The organism is Lysobacter sp. GQ73, from assembly GCF_059758755.1.
This window is the reverse complement of record NZ_JCAXEE010000001.1, coordinates 1-19,839: the sequence shown is the minus strand read 5'-3', so window position 1 is coordinate 19,839 and position 19,839 is coordinate 1. Positions and strand designations below refer to the sequence as shown.

The window sequence follows — 19,839 nt, the reverse complement described above, 5'->3', positions numbered from 1 at the left end:
TTCGCCCGGTCCGAGCAAACCTGGCGGCTTCGCTTCCACGCCGCGCGGACCTTCGTGTTGCACTTGCCTTGTTTGGGGAAAGCGCGCTGTTATACCCTGCTGCGGCACCCGCGGCAACCGCGCGAAATACCCGGCCAAACGCAGTGCCGGCGGTCCGTTCAGCGGCCCGGCCCCGCCCTATGTCCCTACCGCTGCCGGCATGAAGGAAACGTGATCGACCGCCTGCTCATCGCCCTGCTTCACGGCTACAAACGTTGGATCAGTCCAATGTTAGGCCAGCGTTGCCGCTTCCATCCCAGTTGCTCGTCGTACTCGATGCAGGCCATCGAGCGCTTCGGCGCGCTCAAGGGCAGCTGGCTCACGGTACGGCGCATCGCGCGCTGCCATCCCCTGCACCCCGGCGGGCACGATCCGGTGCCGCCCCTGGAACCTGGAAAGCACTCATGTCATCGACACTGATCGTCAACGCCCGCCTGGTCAACGAAGGACGCGAGTACGACGGCGACCTGCGCATCGAGGACGGCCGCATCGCCGAGATCGGCAGCGGCCTGGCCGCGCGCGGCAACGAAAGCGTGGTCGACGCCCAGGGTCGGCGCTTGCTGCCGGGCATGATCGACGACCAGGTTCACTTCCGTGAACCGGGCCTGGAGTACAAGGCCGACATGGCGACCGAGTCGGCGGCCGCGGTCGCCGGCGGCCTGACCACGTTCATGGACATGCCCAACACCAACCCGCCGACCCTGGATGCGCAAGCGCTGGAGGACAAATACCGCCGCGCCGCCGGCCGCGCCTGGGGCAACTTCGGCTTCTACCTGGGCGCCAGCAACGACAATCTGGCCGCGATCCAGTCGCTGGACCCGCGCACCGCGCCCGGCGTGAAAGTGTTCATGGGCGCCTCGACCGGCAACATGCTGGTCGACGATCCGGTCACCCTCGACGCGATCTTCCGCGACGTGCCGACGCCGATCATCACCCATTGCGAAGACACGCCGATGATCGACGCCGAACTGGCGCGCTACAAGGCGAAGTACGGCGACGACATCCCGGCGCGCTTTCATCCCGACATCCGCTCGCGCGAGGCCTGCAAGAAATCCACCGAACTGGCGATCTCGCTGGCGCGCCGGCACGGCACCCGCCTGCACGTGCTGCACATCAGCACAGCCGACGAGCTGGCGCTGTTCGAGGCCGGCCCGATCGAAGGCAAGCGCATCACCGCCGAGACCTGCATCCACTTCCTGCGCTTCGACCGCGACGACTACGAGAAGCTCGGCCACCTGATCAAGTGCAACCCGGCGATCAAGGATCCGGCCGACCGCGAGGCGCTGATCCGCGCGGTCGCCGGCGACGTCATCGACGTGCTCGCCACCGACCACGCGCCGCACACCCTGGAAGAGAAGGCCCGCCCCTACACCGGCGCGCCGAGCGGCCTGCCCTTGGTGCAGTTCGCGCTCAACGCCGCGCTGGAGCTGGTGCACGAAGGCCATTTGACCACCGCCCAGGTGGTCGACAAATTCGCCCACGCGCCGGCCAAGCTGTTCGACGTCGACCGGCGCGGCTTCCTGCGCGAGGGCTATGCCGCCGACCTGGTGCTGATCGACGACACGCCCTACACGGTGCAGCGCGAAGACGTGCTGTCCAAGTGCGGCTGGTCGCCGTTCGAGGGCCGCACCTTCCATTCGCGCATCGCCTCGACCTGGGTCAACGGCGTGTTGGCCTGGGACGGCAGTGCCTTGGTCGGCGCACCGAACGGACAGCGCCTGGCGTTCAATCGATGAGGGCAGCGCTCGCAGGCTCGATGCTGGTCGCGGCGTGGCTGGTACCGGCCGCCTTCGCCGGCACGCAAACCGCGCCGGCCGCCGCGCCCATGCGTGCAGCGGCCGATGGCCGCATCGTGTTTCCGCCGGCGGCGCAACAAGGCGCGCTGGTGATCGGCAAGGTCCCCGCCGGCAGCGTGGTGCGCTACGGCGAGCGCGTCCTGCGCACCACCGGCTACGGCACGGTGGTGTTCGGGGTCGGCCGCGAGGCCACCGGCACCCTCGCCTTGCAGGTCGAAACCGCGCCGGGCCGCATCGAGACGGTGCGCATCGCGGTGACGCCGCGCGATTTTCCGACCGAGTACATCCAGGGCGTGCCGCCCAAGACGGTCAATCCGCCGCCGGAGATCGCCGCGCGGATCGAACGCGAGCAGGCCGAAGTCACCGCCGCGCGCGCCCGCGACGACGACCGCGCCGATTTCGCCCAGCCCTTCGTCTGGCCGGTGCGCGGCCGCATCAGCGGCCGGTTCGGCAATCAGCGGGTCTACAACGGCCAGAAAGGCTCGGGCCATTCCGGCATGGACATCGCCGCGCCGACCGGCACCGCGATCCTGGCGCCGGCCGCCGGCGTCGTCACCTTCGCCAAGCCCGGCCTGTACCTGACCGGCGGCACGGTATTGCTCGATCACGGCCACGGGGTCAGTTCGAACTTCCTGCACCTGTCGCGCATCGACGTCAAAGTCGGCGACCGCGTCGCCCAGGGCCAGACACTCGGCGCGGTCGGCGCGACCGGGCGCGCGACCGGCCCGCACCTGCACTGGGGCATGAACTGGTTCGATGTGCGGGTCGACCCGCTGCTGGTGCTGGAGCGCGGTCAGGCCACGCAGGCTGCGAATGCAGCGGCGAAAGCGGCGACGCCCTGAGGCGCTGAACGCTCAGGCCGCGGCGGGCGCCGGATACAGGCGTCCGAGCGGCTGGTACGACGGCGAGCGTTCCAGCTCGCACAGGCGCAGCCATTTCGGATTCGGCTGGCGTGGGCCCGCCGCGAGCAGGCCGGCGCCGGTCGAGATCAGGCCGAGCCGCGAACGCGCCGCGGTCAGGGCGATATAGAAATCGCTCTCGTCGATGTCGTCGCTGTCGAACGAGGGCGGCAGGCGGCGCTCTTCGGGCAACCATGGCGCGATCTGTTCCCACAGCGCCGGCCAGTCGAGCTGCGGAAACGGCGCGGCGCGCGCCGCCATCGGGGTCAGCTGCGGCGTCAGGCGCCCGGGCGGCTGCACCGGGTTCTCGGCGAAACAGCGGTAGACGAATTCGCTCGCGGTCATCGCATCGGCGCCGGCGCGGGCGACCCGCTGCAAGGCTTCGTACAGCACCCGGCGCAAGGCCGCCTGCGGCGGCAATTCGCGCTCGCGCACCGCGGCGAGCACGCCGAGCGCGCGCAGGGGATCGCCTGCATAGTTCGGCCGGCGCAAGGACAAGGCATGCGCGAGCACGGCGATGCGGTCGTTGTCCTGCAAGTCCTCGCCCTGCCCCGACAGCGGCCGGCGCACGTCGACCGCGATCGGGTCGGCGGCGAGGCACTCGTCCAGGGCCGGCTCGACCACGCCGCCGGCGCCGAAATCGATCACGCAACCGGCGCGGCCGACCAGGGCCACGTGGTCGTAGTCGCTGTCGCCGAACCAAGCGCTCAGACTCGCCAGCTCGCTGCGGCCGCGCATCAGCAACAGATCGCCGGTGCGCAACTGCGCGGCCGAGACGGTCGCCGTATCCCCGTCGGTGTCCAGGCCGTCCGGCCGGTTCACGCCACCACCTCGCGCTCGGGCTCGACGCTGTGGCCGGTGACCCGGTCGCGGCCGGCCGACTTGCTGGCGTACAGCGCGGCGTCGGCGCGTTCGAGCAACTGCTCCGGGGTTTCGCCGGTGCGCAGCTCGGCCACGCCGAGACTCAGGCTGACCGGCAACAAACGCCCGTCGATCGACAGCGGACTGCCGCTGACCGATTCGCGCAGGTGCTCGGCGACCCGGATCGCATCGCGCAGATAGGTGTCGGCCAGCACCACCAGCACTTCGTCGCCGCCGTAGCGGCCGAACAGGTCGTAGGCGCGCAAGCGGTTTCGGGTGCGCAAGGCGACGATGCGCAGGGTTTCATCGCCGACGCGGTGGCCGTGTTCGTCGTTGATGCGCTTGAAGTGGTCGATGTCGAAGAACACCACCGACAAGGGCCGGTGCGAGCGGTGCGCGCTGTCGACCGCGCCGCGCAGGCTCTGCGAGATCGCCGCGCGGGTCATCGCCCCGGTCAGGCTGTCGTAGGTGGCCAAGCGGTTGGCGGTGTCGCGGTCGCGCCGCAGCTGTTGCAGCTTCGAGGTCAGGCCGAGCAGCAGGCCGAGCCCGCCGAAGGCCAGGCCGATCGGAAACGCATATTCCAGCCAGGCGTATTCCGGCCACCACTGGTGATTGGCGCCGACCAGCACCACCAGCAGCACCATCAACGGCGACCACGCCAGCAACAGGAAATAGGCTTCGCGCTGGCGCCGCCAGATCGCCACCACGGTGCAGTACAGCACCAGCGCGATCACCAGCAGCAGATTGAGGTTGCCGAACAGCGCGCTGTGCTTCCAGGTGCGGAACAGCGACACCAGCAACAAGGCGCCGAGCGAGACGCTGCAGTAGTCGAGAATGCGCGCGACCTTCGGCTGGGTGGTGCGCAGGCCGAGGAAGAAGATCAGGAAGCGGATGCTGGCGAGCACCGCCGCGGTATTGAGCACGACGTTGGTGCGCCCGTCCGGGGCGATTTCGTCGAGCCAGGGAATCGCCCGCATCTCGCCGCCGTCGGCGGTCAGGGTCAGGATCTGCAGGACCAGGGTCAGGCCGAGGTAAGCGTAGCCGCGCTCGCGCAGGCCGGCCCAGAAGCCGAACGCGAGCACCGCCGCCACCCCCATCGCGGTCAGCACGATGCTGCGCAGGCCCACGTGCAGCATGTCCTCGCGCTGCACCTTCGCCAGCGGCTGGATCGTCACCTTCGACGGCAGCACGTCGACCGTGAGCATGCGCAGGTACAGCGAATCGCCGCGGCGCAAACCGTTCGGCAACGGAAACACGATGAAGCGGGTGGAATGGCTGAAGTCGGTGTCGGGCCCGTAGATCGAGCGCCGCAGCGGTACCGCGTCGCCCGGCCGCCACAGTTCGATCTCGCGCCGGTACGGCCGGCTGATCACCAGTTGCGGCGCGTCGGCCCCGGGGACGTCCTGGTTGACCGTCACCCGCCACCACACCGGCTGGCGCCGCGGCGCGGTGATCTGCTGGCCGGGCACCGCCTGGAACTCGCGATCGAATTCGCCCCCGAGTATCCGCGCCGGCACCGGGTCCTGGCCCAGGCGGGACAGACTCAGCGACGGCGACGCATAGGAGGCGCGGCCCGGCGAAGCCAGGCCCAAGGATTGCGCCGACACGATCGTCGCCACCCACATTCCCAGCAGCACCAACAGGGTCTGCCAGGCTCGACGCGAGGGTTTCCCCATGCCCCTTCCGGTCACAAGTCTGGTGAACCGAGCATAGCCCATGGGCCTCGCGCTCCGGTGGAGGGGGCCGTCACGGTTTGGGCCTTGAATCTGTGCACTCGCCCACGCCTCCATGCATTGCCGCAGCGATCCTGCCGCGGCTCGGAGGCGATGCTACACGTCCGCCGGCTCGGCGCGATGCCGGCGGTCCGTAGGACATCGCCGCGTCGTGCCGTCAGTGTGGTCCGTCAGACGCGGGCCGTCAGAGACAGATCGTCAGAGCCAGGCCGCCGGACTCAGGTCGTCGGACGCGGACGACCGGACGTCGGTCATGCGAGGTCGGCTGCCGAGCATTGCCCATCGAACGCCGACTGCGGCCGGCAGGCGCTCAGTCGCGGGCGCCGTGGCCGGTGACCCGGGCGACGGCGTCGTGCGCGTGCAGGCTTTCGAAATGGGCGATCTGCGCATCGAAGGTTTCGATGCGTTTGTCGCGGGACAAGACCGCGGCGACGCGGCGCGCGGCGTCTTCGCAGAACATCAGGTTTTCCGCGTTGAGGCGGGCGAAAGCCTGCTCGTCTTCGCGCTTGACCGCGGTCTGCACCGGCGTGCCGAGCGCCTGTTCGATCGCGTCGATCAAGGCCACCAGCGGCACTTCGTCGAACGCCGGACGCAGCTCGACGCGCACGTCGGCGCGGCTGCGCTGGGCGTGCGGCGTCGCCGCCAGGCCGCGCTCGGAGGCCAGCCAGTCGCCGACCACCGCAGTCGACAGCGGATGCGCGGCAGCGAAGTCGTCGGCAAAACGTCGAGCGTTCAGCTGGCGCGACAGCGCCGCCGAGGCCGGACAGGTGCTGGAGTATTCGACCGCGAAACGCAGGCCCAGGTGCAGGTGCCCGTCGAGCAGGCGCGCGTCGATCTCGACCGGGTAGCGCTTCCAGCCGGCGTTGTGGCTGGCCAGCGCCGGACGCAGCAACAGTTGCTCGTAGCGCAGGACCAGGCGCGCGGCGCTGGAAATGCCGCCCTGGCCGTCGACCAGGCTCTGCAGCACCCGGCGCAGTCCGGCCGGCGTCACCGTCTCGCTGGCGAAGGCGTTCTGCAGGTGCAGGTACATGCGCGACATGTGGATGCCGCGCGCGTCGGCGTCGCGCAGATTCACCGAAACGTCGACCGAGGCCGCGACCTGGATCGGGCTGCCGTCGGCCGCGGCGATCCGCAGCGGCAAGGCGATGTTGGACATCCCGACCCAGTCGAGCGGTCGCGCCGCGGCGGCGGCGTCGAAGGCGACATCGGGCAGGACGGGCTTCAGTGCGGTGGGGGTCTGGGGAGGATTCACGACGGCAACAATGGGGGCGCGCGGGGGGAACGCAACGCCGCCATTCTAGCCCCCACGGGCCGGACGCCCCCTGCCCGGCCCTGCAACGGTCAGTTGCGGGCGCCGCGCCAGGCCGCCAGCAGCGCGGTCCACGGCGACAACGGCCGGGCCGCATCGCCGCGTTGCAGGCGGGTATGCGCCAGCGCCGTCCACAGCCGCCGCGGCACGGTCGAGCCGCCGCGGGCGGGCCACTGGGCGAGCAGTTCGCGGCTCCATTCGGCCGCCGCGCCGTCGCCCGGGCGCGCCAGGGTGCGCGCGACCACGCTCAGCGGCACCGCCGCGTCGCCCTGCAGGACGAGCCGGGCCTCCAGCAGCGACGACAGGATCGGCGCCACCGCGGCCTCGGCCGACTGCCCCGGCACCGGCCCGAACAGGGCCAGATCGATGGCGCCGATGGCCTCGGCCAACGGGGTCAGCATCTCGAAGGCTTCGTTGCGGTCGCCCGGGCGCTCGCGGCTGTCGCGCAGCGACGGCAGCATCACCGCCAGCGCCTTCCACGGCGCCGATTGCCGCTGCAGAGCCAGGCCGAGCGGGTGCCGTCGGCGGCCCTGGCTCCAGCCCTGCAGTTCTTCGACCCACCAGCCGAGCTTGGCCTCGCCGGGCGCGGCATCGCTGCCGCCCCAGGCGGCATCGGTCAGTTCCTGCTGCAGGCTGGCCCAGGCCAGCGCGATGCTGCGTTGGGCGCGAGGCACGAACACTTCGGCCACCGACCATTCCGGCCAGCGCGCGCGCCACTTGCCGGTGAAATCCTCCAGCGCGTCGTCGCGGTCGGCGGCGGCGGCGGTCATCGCGTCGCCGGCCATGCGCCTGGCTCGCTCAGACTCGAAGGCAGCTCGACCAACACATCGCCCCGCCAGGCGATCGGGTCGTCCTCGCTGAGGCGATAGCCCCACAGCGCCACCACCGAGGCCATGCCGGCGGCGCGCGCGGCGACGATGTCGCGTTCGTCGTCGCCGACGTAGACGCAGTCGCCGGGGCGCATGCCGATCAGCTCGGCGGCATGGGTCAGCGGCAGCGGATCGGGCTTGCGCACCGCCAGGGTGTCGCCGCCGATCAGCACCGCGCAGCGGGTCTGCCAACCCAGCAACGGGATCAGCTTGCGCGCGAGGTATTCGGGTTTATTGGTGACGATGCCCCAGACGCAGCCGGCCGCCTCCAGCGCCGCCAGCATCGGCTCGATGCCTTCGAACGGTGCGCCGTGCAGGCCGAGTTCGCGTTCGTACAGATCGAGGAACTCCTGCACCCAGCCGTCGCGCTCGCCGGGGTCGATGTCGGGAAAGGCCGCGCCGATCATCGCCCGCGAGCCCTTCGACACATGCGGCCGCAGCAAGTCGAGGCTGATCGGGTCGCGGCCGCGGTCGGCGCGCATCCGGTTGGCGGCCGCGAGCATGTCCGGCGCGCTGTCGAGCAAGGTGCCGTCGAGATCGAACAGCACCGCCTTCGGAAAGACCTGCGACGCAGCCTGCCCGAGCGTAGCGGCGGCGCTCATGCCTCGGGCTCCGGCTTCACTGCGCAGGCCAGGTAATTGATGTCGGTGCGCGAGATCACCCGCGCCGCGTTGCGCCAGGGCTCGTACATCAGGCCGCTGACGTCCTCCATCCGCAGGCCGGCCTCGCGCAACCAGGCGGCGAGTTCGGACGGCTTGATGAAGTCGCGGTACTGATGGGTGCCCTTGGGCAGCACCCGCGCCACGTACTCGGCGCCGACGATCGCCAGCGCGAACGCCGCCGGGGTGCGGTTGAGGGTCGACAGGAACAGGCGGCCGCCGGGCTTGAGCAGGCGCGCGCAGGCGCGCACCACCGCGGCCGGGTCGGGCACGTGTTCGAGCATCTCCATGCAGGTGATCGCATCGAAGCGGCCCGGCATCTCCCCGGCCAGGCTCTCGGCCGACTGCAGGCGGTAGTCGACCGCGACGCCGGTCTCCAGGCGATGCAGCTTGGCGACCTTGATCAGTTCCGGCGCCAGGTCGATCGCGGTGACCTGCGCGCCCGCCGCGGCCAGGGCCTCGCTGAGCAGGCCGCCGCCGCATCCGACGTCGAGCACCTGCGCATCGCGCAGCGCGGCGCGCTGGGCGACATAGCCCAGGCGCGCCGGATTGAGCGCGTGCAAGGCCTTCTGCGGGCCTTCCGGATCCCACCAGCGATTGGCCAGCGCGCCGAACTTGTCGAGTTCGGCCTGGCTGAAGTTGTCGTGATCGGCCGCGGCGCTGGCGCCTGCGGTGTGGTCGTGCGGGGTCGAATTGGCTGCGCTCATGACTTCCTGCCCGTCATTGCTGCGGATCGTTGCGGACCGTGCTCTTTGCGCAAGGCGCGCGGAGGATCGGTCCGGCGTGGCGCGGGCCGGGCCCGCGGCGTGTGGGTCGATGCTGTCGAGGTGGATAGTGTGAAGCAGACCGCGCCGACGCGCTGTCGAGGCCGGCCTGCGCGACGCTGATCGGCTCGCAGCCGGCCGGCTCGAAGCCTGCCGCTTTGAAGCTTGCCGCTTTGAAGCTTGCCGCTTCGAAGCCGCGCGGCGGCGACGCCGCGCGCGATGTCGGCGCCGCGCTCAGCGCCCGATCGTCGCGATGCGTTCGCGCCATTGCCGGGCGTTCGCGATCAGGGCCGCGGTGTCCATGTCGATCAACTCGCGCTGGCGCAGCTTGCTGCGCCCGGCGATCCAGACGTCGCTGACCTGGTGACGGCCGGTCGCGTACATCAGCTGCGAGACCACGTGGTGCACCGGCTGGGTTTCGAGCTGGCCGAGGTCGACGCAGACCAGGTCGGCCTGCTTGCCGATCTCGATCGAGCCGATCTTGGCCTCATAGCCGAGCGCCCTGGCGCCGCCGAGGGTGGCCGCGCGCAGCGACTTGAACGCATCCAGCGCCGAGGCGTCGTTGGCCACCGCCTTGGCCAGCAGGGCCGCGGTGCGGGTCTCGCCGAACATGTCGAGGTCGTTGTTGCTGGCGCAGCCGTCGGTGCCGATCGCCAGGTTGACCCCGGCATGCTCCAGCTTGCACGCCGGGCAGAAACCCGAGGCCAGCTTGAGATTGGATTCCGGGCAATGCACCACGCTGACGCCGCGCTCGGCGCACAAGGCGATCTCGGCGTCGGTGAGCTGGGTCATGTGCACCGCGATCAGGCGGTCGCTGACCAGGCCCAGCCGGTCCAGGCGCGCGAGCGGGCGCTGGCCGTGCAGCTTGATCGAGTCGGCCACTTCCTGCGCGGTCTCGTGGGTGTGCAGGTGGATCGGCAGGTCGAGCTGGTCGGCCAGCATGCGGATGCGTTCGAAGTTCGCATCGCTGACCGTGTACGGCGCATGCGGCGCGAACGCGGTGGCGACCAGCGCATCATCGCGCCACAGGTCGTGCACTTCGCCGGCGCGGTCGAAGTATTCGTCGGAACTCTTGGCCCAGGCGGTCGGAAAATCGATCACCGGCAGGCCGACCCGCGCCCGGAAGCCGTGGCGCTTGTACACCGCGGCCTGCACGTCGGGGAAGAAATAGTTCTCGTTGGCGCAGGTAGTGCCGCCGCGCAGCATCTCGGCGATCGCCAGGGCGATGCCGTCTTCGACGAACTGCGGCCCGATCACCGCCGCCTCGACCGGCCAGATGTGGCCCTGCAGCCATTCCATCAGCGGCAGGTCGTCGGCGATCCCGCGCAGCAGGGTCATCGGGTTATGGGTATGGGCGTTGACCAGGCCCGGGATCAGCGCGGCCTCGGGCCGCGACACCGTCTGCGCCGCGGCGTAGCGCGTGCGCGCCTCGGCGGTCGGCAGCAAGTCGACGATGACGCCGTCCTTGACCGCCACGGCGTGGTCTTCGAGCACTACCGCATGCGGCTCGACCGGCACCACCCAGCCCGCTTCGATCAACAGGTCGCAGGCGATGGGCGGGTGTTCGTGGGTCATATGCGCTCGCTCGTAAGGCTGTGGGGCACCGGCGCGGCAGGCGCTGGGCGGGGCACCGTGCGGCCACCGGCCCGGCTCGCACCGGACCTCGATTGTGGGCTGGCCGGATTACAGCGGCACGGATTACAGCAGGCCGGATTACAGCAGGCCGGATTACAGCGGACCGACGATAGCCGGCCTTGCCGATCGCGGACGCCACCCAGGCCAGGGCCCGGCTCGCGCCGCGACCGGACCGCGGCCGCCAGGGCGGCCACGGCCCAAACTCGACTCACTTGGCGCGGCTGAAGTACTCGCCCGAACGAGTGTCGACCTTGATGATCTCGTCCTGGCCGACGAACAGCGGCACGCGCACCACCGCGCCGGTTTCCAGGGTCGCCGGCTTGCCGCCGCCGCCCGAGGTATCGCCGCGCACGCCCGGGTCGGTCTCGACGATCTTCAGTTCGACGAAGTTCGGCGGCTGGACCATGATCGGCACGCCGTTCCACAGGGTCACCACGCAGGCCTCTTCGCCCTTGAGCCACTTCTCCGCGCCGCCCATGCCGGACTTGTCGGCCTGGACCTGCTCGAAGCTTTCCTGGTTCATGAAGTGCCAGTACTCGCCGTCGGTGTAGAGGTACTGCATGTCGGTGTCGATGACGTCGGCGGCCTCGAGGTCGTCGGTCGCCTTCATGGTCATTTCGACCACGCGGCCGGTCTTGATGTTGCGGTACTTCACGCGGGTGAAGGCCTGGCCCTTGCCCGGCTTGACGTACTCGGTGTCGGTGATGACGCAAGGCTCGTTGTTGACGAGGATCTTCATCCCGTTCTTGACGTCGTTCATGCCATAGCTGGCCATGCTGAAACTCCTGCGAATAATGAGTGTGGCGTTGCGTTTGGGTTCCGGTCACCCCCGCACCGGGCGGTGCCGGCGGTGGCCGCGGCCGTCGTCCGGCACGCTCCCGGGCCGGCCTGCGACGGGCCCAGGGGTCCGCGATGCGGGGGACCTGCCTGTGGCGGCGGAAGGCTAGAATGTCGGGCTGCGCCGGCCCTCCGCTGCGATTCACCGCGGCGGCGGGACCCGGGCGCCGTAATCGGAACCCTGAAGGCTAGCCCCGCATGATACCCGCAGCTCACGCCTCCTTACAGCAGGCCACCCCACCCACGGGCTCGACCTCCGGTCCGCCGGCCGCGGGCGCGCGCTGGCAGGCGCTGTGGCGCGACGCGGTGCGCGATCCGCGCGAGCTGCTGGCCCTGCTCGGCCTGTCCGATGCGGCGCTGGCCCTGTCGGACGAGGCCGCGGCGCAGTTCCCGCTGCGGGTGCCGCGCGGTTTCGTCGCGCGCATGCGCCACGGCGACCCGCACGACCCGCTGCTGCGCCAGGTCCTGCCGCTGGACGAGGAGCTGCGGCCGATGCCGGGCTTCAGCCTGGACGCGGTCGGCGACGGCGCGGCCAAGGCCGGCCACGGGGTGATCCGCAAATACCGCGGCCGCGCCCTGCTGATCGCCACCGGCAGTTGCGCGATCCACTGCCGCTACTGCTTCCGCCGTCACTTTCCCTATGCCGAGGAAACCGCCGCGGCCGGCGGCTGGCGCGACGCGGTGGCCGCGATCGCCGCCGACGCCGATATCGACGAGGTGGTCCTGTCCGGCGGCGACCCCTGGTCGCTCGCCACGCCCAAGCTCGAGGAACTGAGCCAGGCCCTGGCCCAGGTGCCTCACCTCAAGCGCCTGCGCATCCACACCCGCCTGCCGGTGGTCCTGCCCGAGCGCGTCGACACCGCCCTGCTGGCCTGGCTCGAACTCCTGCCGTGGCCGGTCGCGGTGGTGCTGCACGCCAACCACGCGCGCGAATTCGACGCCGAGGTCGACGCGGCGGCGCGCCGACTGCGCGGCGCCGGCGCGACCTTGCTCAACCAGGCGGTGCTGCTGCGCGGAGTCAACGACAGCGTCGAGGCCCTGGCCGCGCTGAGCGAACGCAGCTACGCCGCCGGCGTGCTGCCCTACTACCTGCACCAGCTCGACCGGGTCCAGGGTTCGGCCCATTTCGAGATCGACGACGGGCGCGCCCGCGAGCTGCACCGGCAGCTGGCCGCGCGCCTGTCGGGCTACCTGGTGCCCAAGCTGGTGCGCGAAGTGGCAGGCGACCCGGGCAAGCGTCCGTTGTAAGGTTGTAATCTGGTTGGGGTTTGATTGGGGAACGCCAAGGCTGCGCACGCGGACGCACAAGCGCCCGCGGCGTGCGTCCGCGGCGCGATCGAACCCCTCAACGGGTCACAGATTCTCGACCGTGCATGGACGAGGCCGGCGCTTCATGTCATAAAACCGGCCCACGGAGGTGGTCAATGCAATTCGGCAAAGACATGGTGCTGCGCTTGTTGATCGTCGACGACAGCGTCGAGGCGGCGGAGGCCATTGTCAGCGGGCTACGCAACAGCGGCATCGCGGTACGGCCGACACGGCCGGAAAACGAACAGGAAGTCGCCGCACTGATCCTGCAGCATCCACCGGACCTGGTGCTGGCGGCGCGCAACTCGCGCAACGTCTCGCTGGCCAAGCTGATGCAGAGCGTCGACGCCAGCGGCAAGGACCTGCCGGTGCTGGTGCTGCTGGAATCGATCGACGACGCCGCCCTGCTCGGCGCGCTGGAGATCGGTGCGCGCGGCGTGGTGCTGCGCTCCAACATCGCCCACGTCCAGAACGCGGTGCGCGCCGAATGGGCCGACCTGGAAGCGCGCCGCTCCTTGCGCCGCCTCGAAGCCCAGGTGCGCGAGACCGAGCGCCGCTGCGACGCGCTGATCGATTCCTCGCGCGACCCGATCGCCTACATCCACGAAGGCATGCACATCCGTGCCAATGCCGCGTACCTGGAAATCTTCGGCTTCGAGTCCTTCGAGGACATCGAAGGCATGTCCCTGCTCGACCTGGTCGCGCCGTCCCAGGTCGACGGCTTCAAGCAATTGCTCAAGCAGCTCAGCAAGGGCGAACCGCCGCCGCCGAGCTATGAGACCCAGGCCCGCGCACTCGACGGCAACGCCTTCCCGGCGGTGATGGAGTTCACCGCGGCCACCTACGAAGGCGAACACTGCCTGCAGGTGGTGCTGCGCCGCCAGGAGATCGACCCCGAGCTCGCCCGCGAGGTGGAGGCGCTGCGCCAGCGCGACCAGGTTACCGGCCTGCTCAACCGCGCCACCTTCCTGCGCACGCTCGAAGACGCGGTGTCGGATGCGGCGCAGAACTCGGCCCATCACGGCTTGCTGCTGATCGAGCCCGACCACTACAACCAGCTGTTGCAGGAAATCGGCCTGGACCAGGCCGACCAGTTGATCGCCGCCTGCGGCGAGCGCCTGCGCGCGGCGATCGGCCCGGAAGACATCGCCGCGCGGTTCGGCGAGCACCAGTTCGCGGTGCTGACCCGGCACAGCGACCACATGCATACCTCCAACCTCGCCGAGGGCATCCGCGCGGCCTTCGCCGACCACGTGCTGGAAACCGACAGCCTGTCGCTGAGCGCCACCGCCAGCGTCGGCGGCGTGCAGATCGGCGAGAAGATCGCCAGCGTCACCGCCGTGCTCGGCAAGGCCAACCAGTGCCTGCAGTCGGCCAGCGACGTCGGCGGCAACCGCACCGAGCTGTTCGACCCCGGCGCGACCGACCGCGCCGAGGAAGAGCGCATCGCCGCCTGGGTCGGACGCATCCGCGACGCCCTCGACGCCGACCGCTTCGTCATGAACTACCAGCCGCTGATCAACCTGCACGGCGAGCCGATGGAGATGTACGAGGCCTACCTGCGCATGCAGAACAGCCCCTCGGGCGAAGCCGGCGGCGAACTGGTGCAGCCGCTGTCGTTCCTGCAGATCGCCGAAGAACACGGCCTGCTGTGGGAGATCGACCGCTGGGTGGTCGGCAAGGCCATCCAGGTGATCGGCGAGCGCATGCGCCAGGGCCGCCGCACGACCTTGCTGGTCAAGATCACCCAGGCCTCGCTGCAGGACGAAAGCCTGATCCAGCACGTGGTCGAGCAATTGGCCAAGTACGGCGCGGACGGCAAACTGCTGGTCCTGCAACTGCCCGAGTCCAAGGTCTTCACCAACCTGCGCGCCGCCCAGGAACTGCAGTCGCGCATCTCCCAGTACGGCGTACGCGTCGGCCTGGAGCAGTTCGGCGCCGGCCTCAACTCGTTCCAGTTGCTCAATCACTTCGACGCGGCCTTCCTCAAGATCGATCGCGGCTACATGATCGACCTGACCGCGAACCCCGACCACCAACAGCGGATTCGCGAAATCGCCGAGAAGGCGCGCGAACTGGGCCGGCAGACCATCGCCGAATTCGTCCAGGACGCGGCCAGCATGAGCCTGTTGTTCGGCGCCGGCATCGACTACGCCCAGGGCCACTTCCTGGCCGCGGCCGGACCGGACATGGATTACGACTTCCAGTAGGTTTTCTCGGGACTCGGGACTCGGGACTCGGGACTCGGGACTCGGGACTCGGGACTCGGGACTCGGGACTCGGGACTCGGGACTCGGGACTCGGGACTCGGGACTCGGGACTCGGGACTCGGGAAAAGGCTAAGACCCCCCAGGCTCAGGTTGCAACAGAAAAACCGCCGAAAGGCGGTTTTTCTGTGACTGACGAAGTCGCAGCAAACGATCTGCATGCCGCTGCCGCCCCCGTTTGTTGAGGGAGCCAGGGGACTTGCTCTATTGCCCTAGCCCCCCGCGCGCCTCACCGCACCACCGCGCGGCCGCTCGGACGCTGCTCCGGCGCGTTGCGCAGCGCCTCGATGCGTTCTTCCAGCGGCGGATGGCTGCGCATCAAACGCGCGAACCCATGGCCGACCGCGCCGCTGATGCCGAACGCCTGGACCTGGTTCGGCAAGGTGCTCTGGCCGTAGGTCTGCGACAACCGCTGCAGCGCGGCGATCATCTTGTGGCGGCCGGCCAACTGCGCGCCGCCGGCATCGGCGCGGAACTCGCGGTGACGCGAGAACGCCATCGCGATCATGCTGGCGATCAGGCCGAACACCACGTCCAGCACCATCACCACCACGAAATAGAACAGGCCGGGGCCGCGCGACTCGCGCTGGCCGCCGAGCATCGCGTCGATCCACCCGCCGACGATACGCGCGGCGAACAGCACGAAGGTGTTCAGCACGCCCTGGATCAAGGCCATCGTCACCATGTCGCCGTTGGCGACGTGGCTGACCTCATGGGCGAGGACCGCTTCGGCTTCGTCGCGGCTCATCGCCCGTATCAGTCCGGTCGAAACCGCGACCAAAGCCGCGTTGCGGTTGGCGCCGGTGGCGAAGGCGTTGATCTCCGGGGCGTCGTAGACCGCGACCTCGGGCATGCCGATGCCGGCCGCTTCGGCCTGGCGGCGCACGGTCGCGACCAGCCACTGCTCGGTCTCGTCGCGAGGCTGCTCGATCACGTAGGCGCCGGTCGTTCGCTTGGCGATCCACTTCGACATCAGCAGCGAAATCATCGAGCCGCCGAAACCGAACACCGCCGCCATGACCAGAATGCCGCCGTTGTTGCCCAGGCGGATGCCGAAGACGTTCTGCAGCACCGTCATGACGATGCCGAGCAGGACCAGCACGGCCAGGTTGGTGGCCAGGAAGAGGGCTATGCGTTTGAACATGGTCGTACGGGCTCTGTCGTTGCCGCGCACCGTGCGCGGCTTCAGTCGACGTCCCTGTCCGAAGGCGGCATCGCCGCCCGGTCTCGTATGCGCGGTAGCGCCTACTGGTCTCGAATGCGCGGCGGCGCCGCCGGATCTCGAAACGCGGCGCGTGCCGCTGCTAAGCAAATGTGGCGAAGACGCCGTTAATTCAACGAGAATCCGGCTAAGACCCGCCGCAACCGGAGTTGTCGTTCATTGTCCGGACATCCTTCGCCGACCGCTGCGCCTGACCGGACGGACGCGCCGTACCGGGGCCGTTTCGCGCCCTCGCCGACCGGCGACCTGCATCCGGGTTCTCTGCTGGCCGCGTTCGGCAGTTGGCTGCTCGCCCGCCATCATGGCGGCGCCTGGCTGGTCCGTATCGAAGACCTCGACCCGCCGCGCGAAGTTCCCGGCGCGGCCGAACGCCAGCTGCGCACCCTGGCCGGGTTCGGCCTGGACAGCGACGAGGCGATCGTCCGCCAGAGCGCGCGCGGCGCCCTTTATCAGGCCGCGCTCGAGCGCCTGCTCGACGAAGGCCGCGCCTTCTTCTGTCACTGCAGCCGCAGCGACCTGGCGGCGAACCACGGCATCCACCGCCGCTGCGTCGCGCACGCGCCGCGCCACGGCCGCGCCGCGCCGCAGCCGGCGGTGCGTCTGCGCGTCGCCGAGGGCACGGTGGTCGAGTTCGACGACGCCGTGCGCGGAGCGCAGTCGCAGGACGTCGCCCGCGAAGTCGGCGACTTCGTCCTGCGCCGCGCCGACGGCTACTGGGCCTACCAACTCGCGGTCGTGGTCGACGATGCCGAGCAGGCGATCAGCGACGTCGTGCGCGGCGCCGACCTGCTCGATTCGACGCCGCGCCAGATCCTGCTGCAGGCCGCGCTCGGCCTGCCGACGCCGCGCTACGCGCACCTGCCGCTGCTGCTCGACGCCCAGGGCCGCAAACTGTCCAAGTCCGACGCCGCCCGGCCGGTCGATGCCGGCGATCCCCTGCCCGCGCTGCGCGCGGCCTGGCGCCGCCTCGGCCAGGACCCGCAGGCCCTGGACGCGGTAGCGACCGTCACGGAACTGCTCGAACGCGCGCAGGTTTCGTTTAGTCCGGCACAGATTCCGAAATGTGCTGACGCTCTCGCCGCGATGCACAACGATCCTTTGACGAATGCTGTCTAGAATCGGTCCGAGACCGCGCGGTCGCGGTCAAGGAGAGTACAGATGCAGTCACGCGTTGCACTCGTCACCGGCGGCACCGGTGGCATCGGCACCTCGATCGTCCAACGCCTCGCCAAGATGGGCCACAAGGTAGCGACCAACTATCGAGACGAGGCCAAGGGCCGCGCCTGGCAGGCGCAGATGAAGGAACTCGGCATCGACGTGGCGATCGCCAGCGGCGACGTCTCCTCGCCCGAGCAGGCCGAAGCCCTGGTCCGCGGCGTCGAGTCCCAGCTCGGCCCGGTCGACATCCTGGTCAACAACGCCGGCATCACCCGCGACTCCACTTTCCACCGCATGACCTCGCAGCAGTGGAGCGAGGTCATCGCCACCAACCTCAATTCCTGCTTCAACGTCACCCGTCCGGTGATCGAAGGCATGCGCGAGCGCAAGTGGGGCCGGATCGTGCAGATCAGCTCGATCAACGGCCAGAAGGGCCAGTACGGCCAGGCCAACTACGCCGCGGCCAAGGCCGGCATGCACGGCTTCACGATTTCGCTGGCGCAGGAGAACGCGAAGTTCGGCATCACCGTCAACACCGTCTCCCCGGGCTACATCGGCACCGACATGGTCATGGCGGTGCCCGAGGACGTGCGCAACAAGATCGTCGCGCAGATCCCGACCGGCCGCCTCGGCACCCCGGACGAGATCGCCTATGCGGTCGGCTTCTTCATCCCCGACGAAGCCAGCTGGATCACCGGCGCCAATCTGTCCGCCAACGGCGGCCAGTACATGGGCTGGTAAGGACGGCAGACGAACTGCGGCTGTCGACGCCGCAGCAAGACCTGCGCCGCGCCGGAGACCTGTTCAGGGTCTCCGGCTCCGGCCCGCGACCGGGCCCGCCTTCGCGCACCGACGCGACACCGCCGTGGCCGCGCCGCGCAAACGCCCTGTCCGCTATAACTTCCGCAAGCCCGTAACCGGCTGCGCGGCACCGCCCTGCCCGCCGAAACGCCGGCTGCGAAGCCTCCGCGACAAGCGGCGCAGCCCGGAACGCCGTACCTGTTGCAAGCCCTTGCGCCCTGAGCCATGCTGCAAGGCACCACGTTTTAGAGCCAAAGCTCCATGGCCTCGACCCGAATTATCAAGAAGTATCCGAACCGTCGTCTGTACGACACGGAGATCTCCAGCTACATCACCATCGAAGACGTGCGTCAGCTGATCGTCGATGGCGAGGAATTCGAAGTCCGCGATGCGCGCTCCGGCGACGACCTGACCCGTCAGGTCCTGCTGCAGATCATTTCCGAACACGAGCAGGACGGCGAGCCGGTGCTGTCCACCCAGTTGCTGAGCCAGATCATCCGGTTCTACGGCGACTCGCTGCAGGGCTTCATGGGCAACTACCTGGAACGCTCGATGCAGGTGTTCCTGGATCAGCAGCAACAGTTCCGCAACCAGATGGGCGGCATGCTGGGGCAGACGCCCTGGGCGATGATGAACCAGCTCACCGAGCGCAATCTGACCCTGTGGAAAGAGTTCCAGCAGAACCTGTCCGGCAACGTAGGCCAGCCCACGACGCCGAAGCAGAAGACCGACAAGCGCGAGCGTTGAGCCGCGCTTTTTTGTTGCGCGCCGTTTGACCGCCTGCCGCGGTCGTGGCGCGTGGTTTCTTGTCGGGCCGTCGGGGGACGGCCCGGGCGCGTGCATGCACCGTGCCTTTCGCATGAGATAGAACTCCATGAGCAAACGCATCGCCGTCGTCAGTGGCGGCATCGGCGGTCTCGGCACCGAGATCTGCCTCTCGCTGGCCCGCGCCGGCCGCCGCGTGGTCGCCCTCGACCTGGGCACCCGCGAAGAACGCATCGCCGAGTTCGCCGCGCTCACCGGCGAGCTCGACATCCGTTTCGAAGCCGCCAACGTCGCCGACTACGACGACTGCGGCGCGGCGATCGAACGCATCGTCGGGGACGACGGCGCCATCGACATCCTGGTCAACGCAGCCGGCATTACCCGCGACGGCAGCCTGCGCAAGATGGACAAGCGCGCCTGGGACGACGTGCTGAGCGTCAACCTCGACGGGGTGTTCAATCTTTGCCGCCACGCCGTCGACGGCATGACCGAGCGCGGCTTCGGCCGCATCGTCAACATCAGCTCGGTCAACGGCCAGACCGGCCAGTTCGGCCAGACCAACTATTCCGCGGCGAAGGCCGGCATGCACGGCTTCACCATGGCCCTGGCGCGCGAAGTGGCGCGCAAGGGCGTCACCGTCAACTCGGTGTCCCCGGGCTACTGCGAGACCGCGATGGTCATGGCCGTGCCCGAAGACATCCGCAGCCGCATCGTCGACAGCGTCCCCGTGGGCCGCCTGGGCAAGCCCAGCGAAATCGCCCGCACCGTCGAGTTCCTGACCGCCGACGAGGCCGGTTTCATCACCGGCGCCAATATTCCGGTCAACGGCGGGTTGTTCATGAGTTTCTGAGGATGCTCGGGACTCGGGACTCGGGACTCGGGACTCGGGACTCGGGACTCGGGACTCGGGACTCGGG

18 protein-coding genes are annotated in these 19,839 nt (G+C 69.5%); 9 read left to right on the top strand and 9 right to left on the bottom strand.

Translation table 11 applies throughout. The features are described from left to right. Positions 1-210 precede the first annotated feature (210 nt). The 3 genes from yidD to AC6CH2_RS00080 are packed head-to-tail and all read left to right on the top strand — an operon-like array spanning position 211 to position 2,677. Entirely contained in the window at positions 211-459 is a 249-nt protein-coding gene (yidD, locus tag AC6CH2_RS00090; RefSeq protein ID WP_435396615.1) for a membrane protein insertion efficiency factor YidD, read from the top strand. After that, positions 444-1,775, top strand: coding sequence for a dihydroorotase (locus tag AC6CH2_RS00085; protein WP_435396616.1), 1,332 nt, complete (start codon positions 444-446; stop codon positions 1,773-1,775). Before yidD ends, AC6CH2_RS00085 begins: the two co-directional genes overlap by 16 nt. After that, positions 1,772-2,677, top strand: coding sequence for a M23 family metallopeptidase (locus AC6CH2_RS00080; protein ID WP_498267399.1), 906 nt, complete (start codon positions 1,772-1,774; stop codon positions 2,675-2,677). The genes AC6CH2_RS00085 and AC6CH2_RS00080 overlap by 4 nt, the downstream gene beginning before the upstream one ends. A gap of 12 nt (positions 2,678-2,689) precedes the next feature. On the opposite strand, the gene AC6CH2_RS00075 is transcribed toward AC6CH2_RS00080, so the two are convergent. The 8 genes from AC6CH2_RS00075 to efp all read right to left on the bottom strand — a co-directional run bounded on the left by AC6CH2_RS00075 (position 2,690) and on the right by efp (position 11,339). Then, on the bottom strand, positions 2,690-3,556 hold the full coding sequence (locus AC6CH2_RS00075) for a hypothetical protein (RefSeq protein ID WP_498267398.1): 867 nt from the start codon (positions 3,554-3,556) through the stop codon (positions 2,690-2,692). Continuing rightward, positions 3,553-5,271 (bottom strand): diguanylate cyclase, encoded by a 1,719-nt coding sequence (locus AC6CH2_RS00070; RefSeq protein ID WP_498267397.1) that lies wholly within the window; start codon positions 5,269-5,271, stop codon positions 3,553-3,555. Before AC6CH2_RS00070 ends, AC6CH2_RS00075 begins: the two co-directional genes overlap by 4 nt. 367 nt (positions 5,272-5,638) lie before the next feature. Continuing rightward, positions 5,639-6,580, bottom strand: coding sequence for a GTP cyclohydrolase FolE2 (gene folE2, locus AC6CH2_RS00065; RefSeq protein WP_498267396.1), 942 nt, complete (start codon positions 6,578-6,580; stop codon positions 5,639-5,641). Positions 6,581-6,669: 89 nt separating this feature from the next. Then, the gene (locus AC6CH2_RS00060; RefSeq protein WP_498267395.1) at positions 6,670-7,422 is read right to left on the bottom strand and encodes an isoprenoid biosynthesis enzyme family protein; all 753 of its coding nucleotides are present in this window, start codon (positions 7,420-7,422) and stop codon (positions 6,670-6,672) included. Further along, a complete protein-coding gene (locus AC6CH2_RS00055) occupies positions 7,404-8,108 on the bottom strand; it encodes a phosphoglycolate phosphatase (protein ID WP_498267394.1) in 705 nt (234 codons plus the stop codon). Before AC6CH2_RS00055 ends, AC6CH2_RS00060 begins: the two co-directional genes overlap by 19 nt. Then, complete coding sequence (gene ubiG / locus AC6CH2_RS00050; protein WP_498267393.1) at positions 8,105-8,872, bottom strand: bifunctional 2-polyprenyl-6-hydroxyphenol methylase/3-demethylubiquinol 3-O-methyltransferase UbiG; 768 nt, start codon at positions 8,870-8,872, stop codon at positions 8,105-8,107. Before ubiG ends, AC6CH2_RS00055 begins: the two co-directional genes overlap by 4 nt. Positions 8,873-9,163: 291 nt before the next feature. Further along, on the bottom strand, positions 9,164-10,504 hold the full coding sequence (locus AC6CH2_RS00045; RefSeq protein WP_498267392.1) for a TRZ/ATZ family hydrolase: 1,341 nt from the start codon (positions 10,502-10,504) through the stop codon (positions 9,164-9,166). A gap of 268 nt (positions 10,505-10,772) precedes the next feature. Further along, a complete protein-coding gene (gene efp, locus AC6CH2_RS00040) occupies positions 10,773-11,339 on the bottom strand; it encodes an elongation factor P (RefSeq protein ID WP_435397330.1) in 567 nt (188 codons plus the stop codon). Positions 11,340-11,599: 260 nt separating this feature from the next. Here efp and epmB point away from each other — a divergent pair, with 260 nt between their 5' ends. Together epmB and AC6CH2_RS00030 are read left to right on the top strand one after the other, a co-directional pair. Next, positions 11,600-12,649: an EF-P beta-lysylation protein EpmB gene (gene epmB / locus AC6CH2_RS00035; RefSeq protein WP_498267391.1), complete on the top strand. Its 1,050-nt coding sequence runs from the start codon at positions 11,600-11,602 to the stop codon at positions 12,647-12,649. A gap of 176 nt (positions 12,650-12,825) precedes the next feature. Continuing rightward, on the top strand, positions 12,826-14,919 hold the full coding sequence (locus AC6CH2_RS00030; protein WP_498267390.1) for an EAL domain-containing response regulator: 2,094 nt from the start codon (positions 12,826-12,828) through the stop codon (positions 14,917-14,919). A 286-nt stretch (positions 14,920-15,205) separates the two neighbouring features. Here the strand turns inward: AC6CH2_RS00030 and htpX are convergent, their stop codons facing one another. Then, positions 15,206-16,120: a protease HtpX gene (htpX, locus tag AC6CH2_RS00025; RefSeq protein WP_498267389.1), complete on the bottom strand. Its 915-nt coding sequence runs from the start codon at positions 16,118-16,120 to the stop codon at positions 15,206-15,208. 237 nt (positions 16,121-16,357) lie between these two features. Here htpX and gluQRS point away from each other — a divergent pair, with 237 nt between their 5' ends. From gluQRS to phbB (AC6CH2_RS00005), 4 genes are all read left to right on the top strand, one after another. After that, complete coding sequence (gene gluQRS / locus AC6CH2_RS00020; protein ID WP_498267388.1) at positions 16,358-17,314, top strand: tRNA glutamyl-Q(34) synthetase GluQRS; 957 nt, start codon at positions 16,358-16,360, stop codon at positions 17,312-17,314. A gap of 42 nt (positions 17,315-17,356) precedes the next feature. Further along, positions 17,357-18,097 (top strand): acetoacetyl-CoA reductase, encoded by a 741-nt coding sequence (phbB, locus tag AC6CH2_RS00015; protein WP_498267387.1) that lies wholly within the window; start codon positions 17,357-17,359, stop codon positions 18,095-18,097. Between the two features lie 321 nt (positions 18,098-18,418). Further along, positions 18,419-18,904 (top strand): polyhydroxyalkanoate synthesis repressor PhaR, encoded by a 486-nt coding sequence (phaR, locus tag AC6CH2_RS00010; protein ID WP_036147922.1) that lies wholly within the window; start codon positions 18,419-18,421, stop codon positions 18,902-18,904. A 127-nt stretch (positions 18,905-19,031) separates the two neighbouring features. Next, the gene (gene phbB / locus AC6CH2_RS00005) at positions 19,032-19,772 is read left to right on the top strand and encodes an acetoacetyl-CoA reductase (RefSeq protein ID WP_498267386.1); all 741 of its coding nucleotides are present in this window, start codon (positions 19,032-19,034) and stop codon (positions 19,770-19,772) included. The last annotated feature ends 67 nt before the right edge of the window (positions 19,773-19,839 follow it).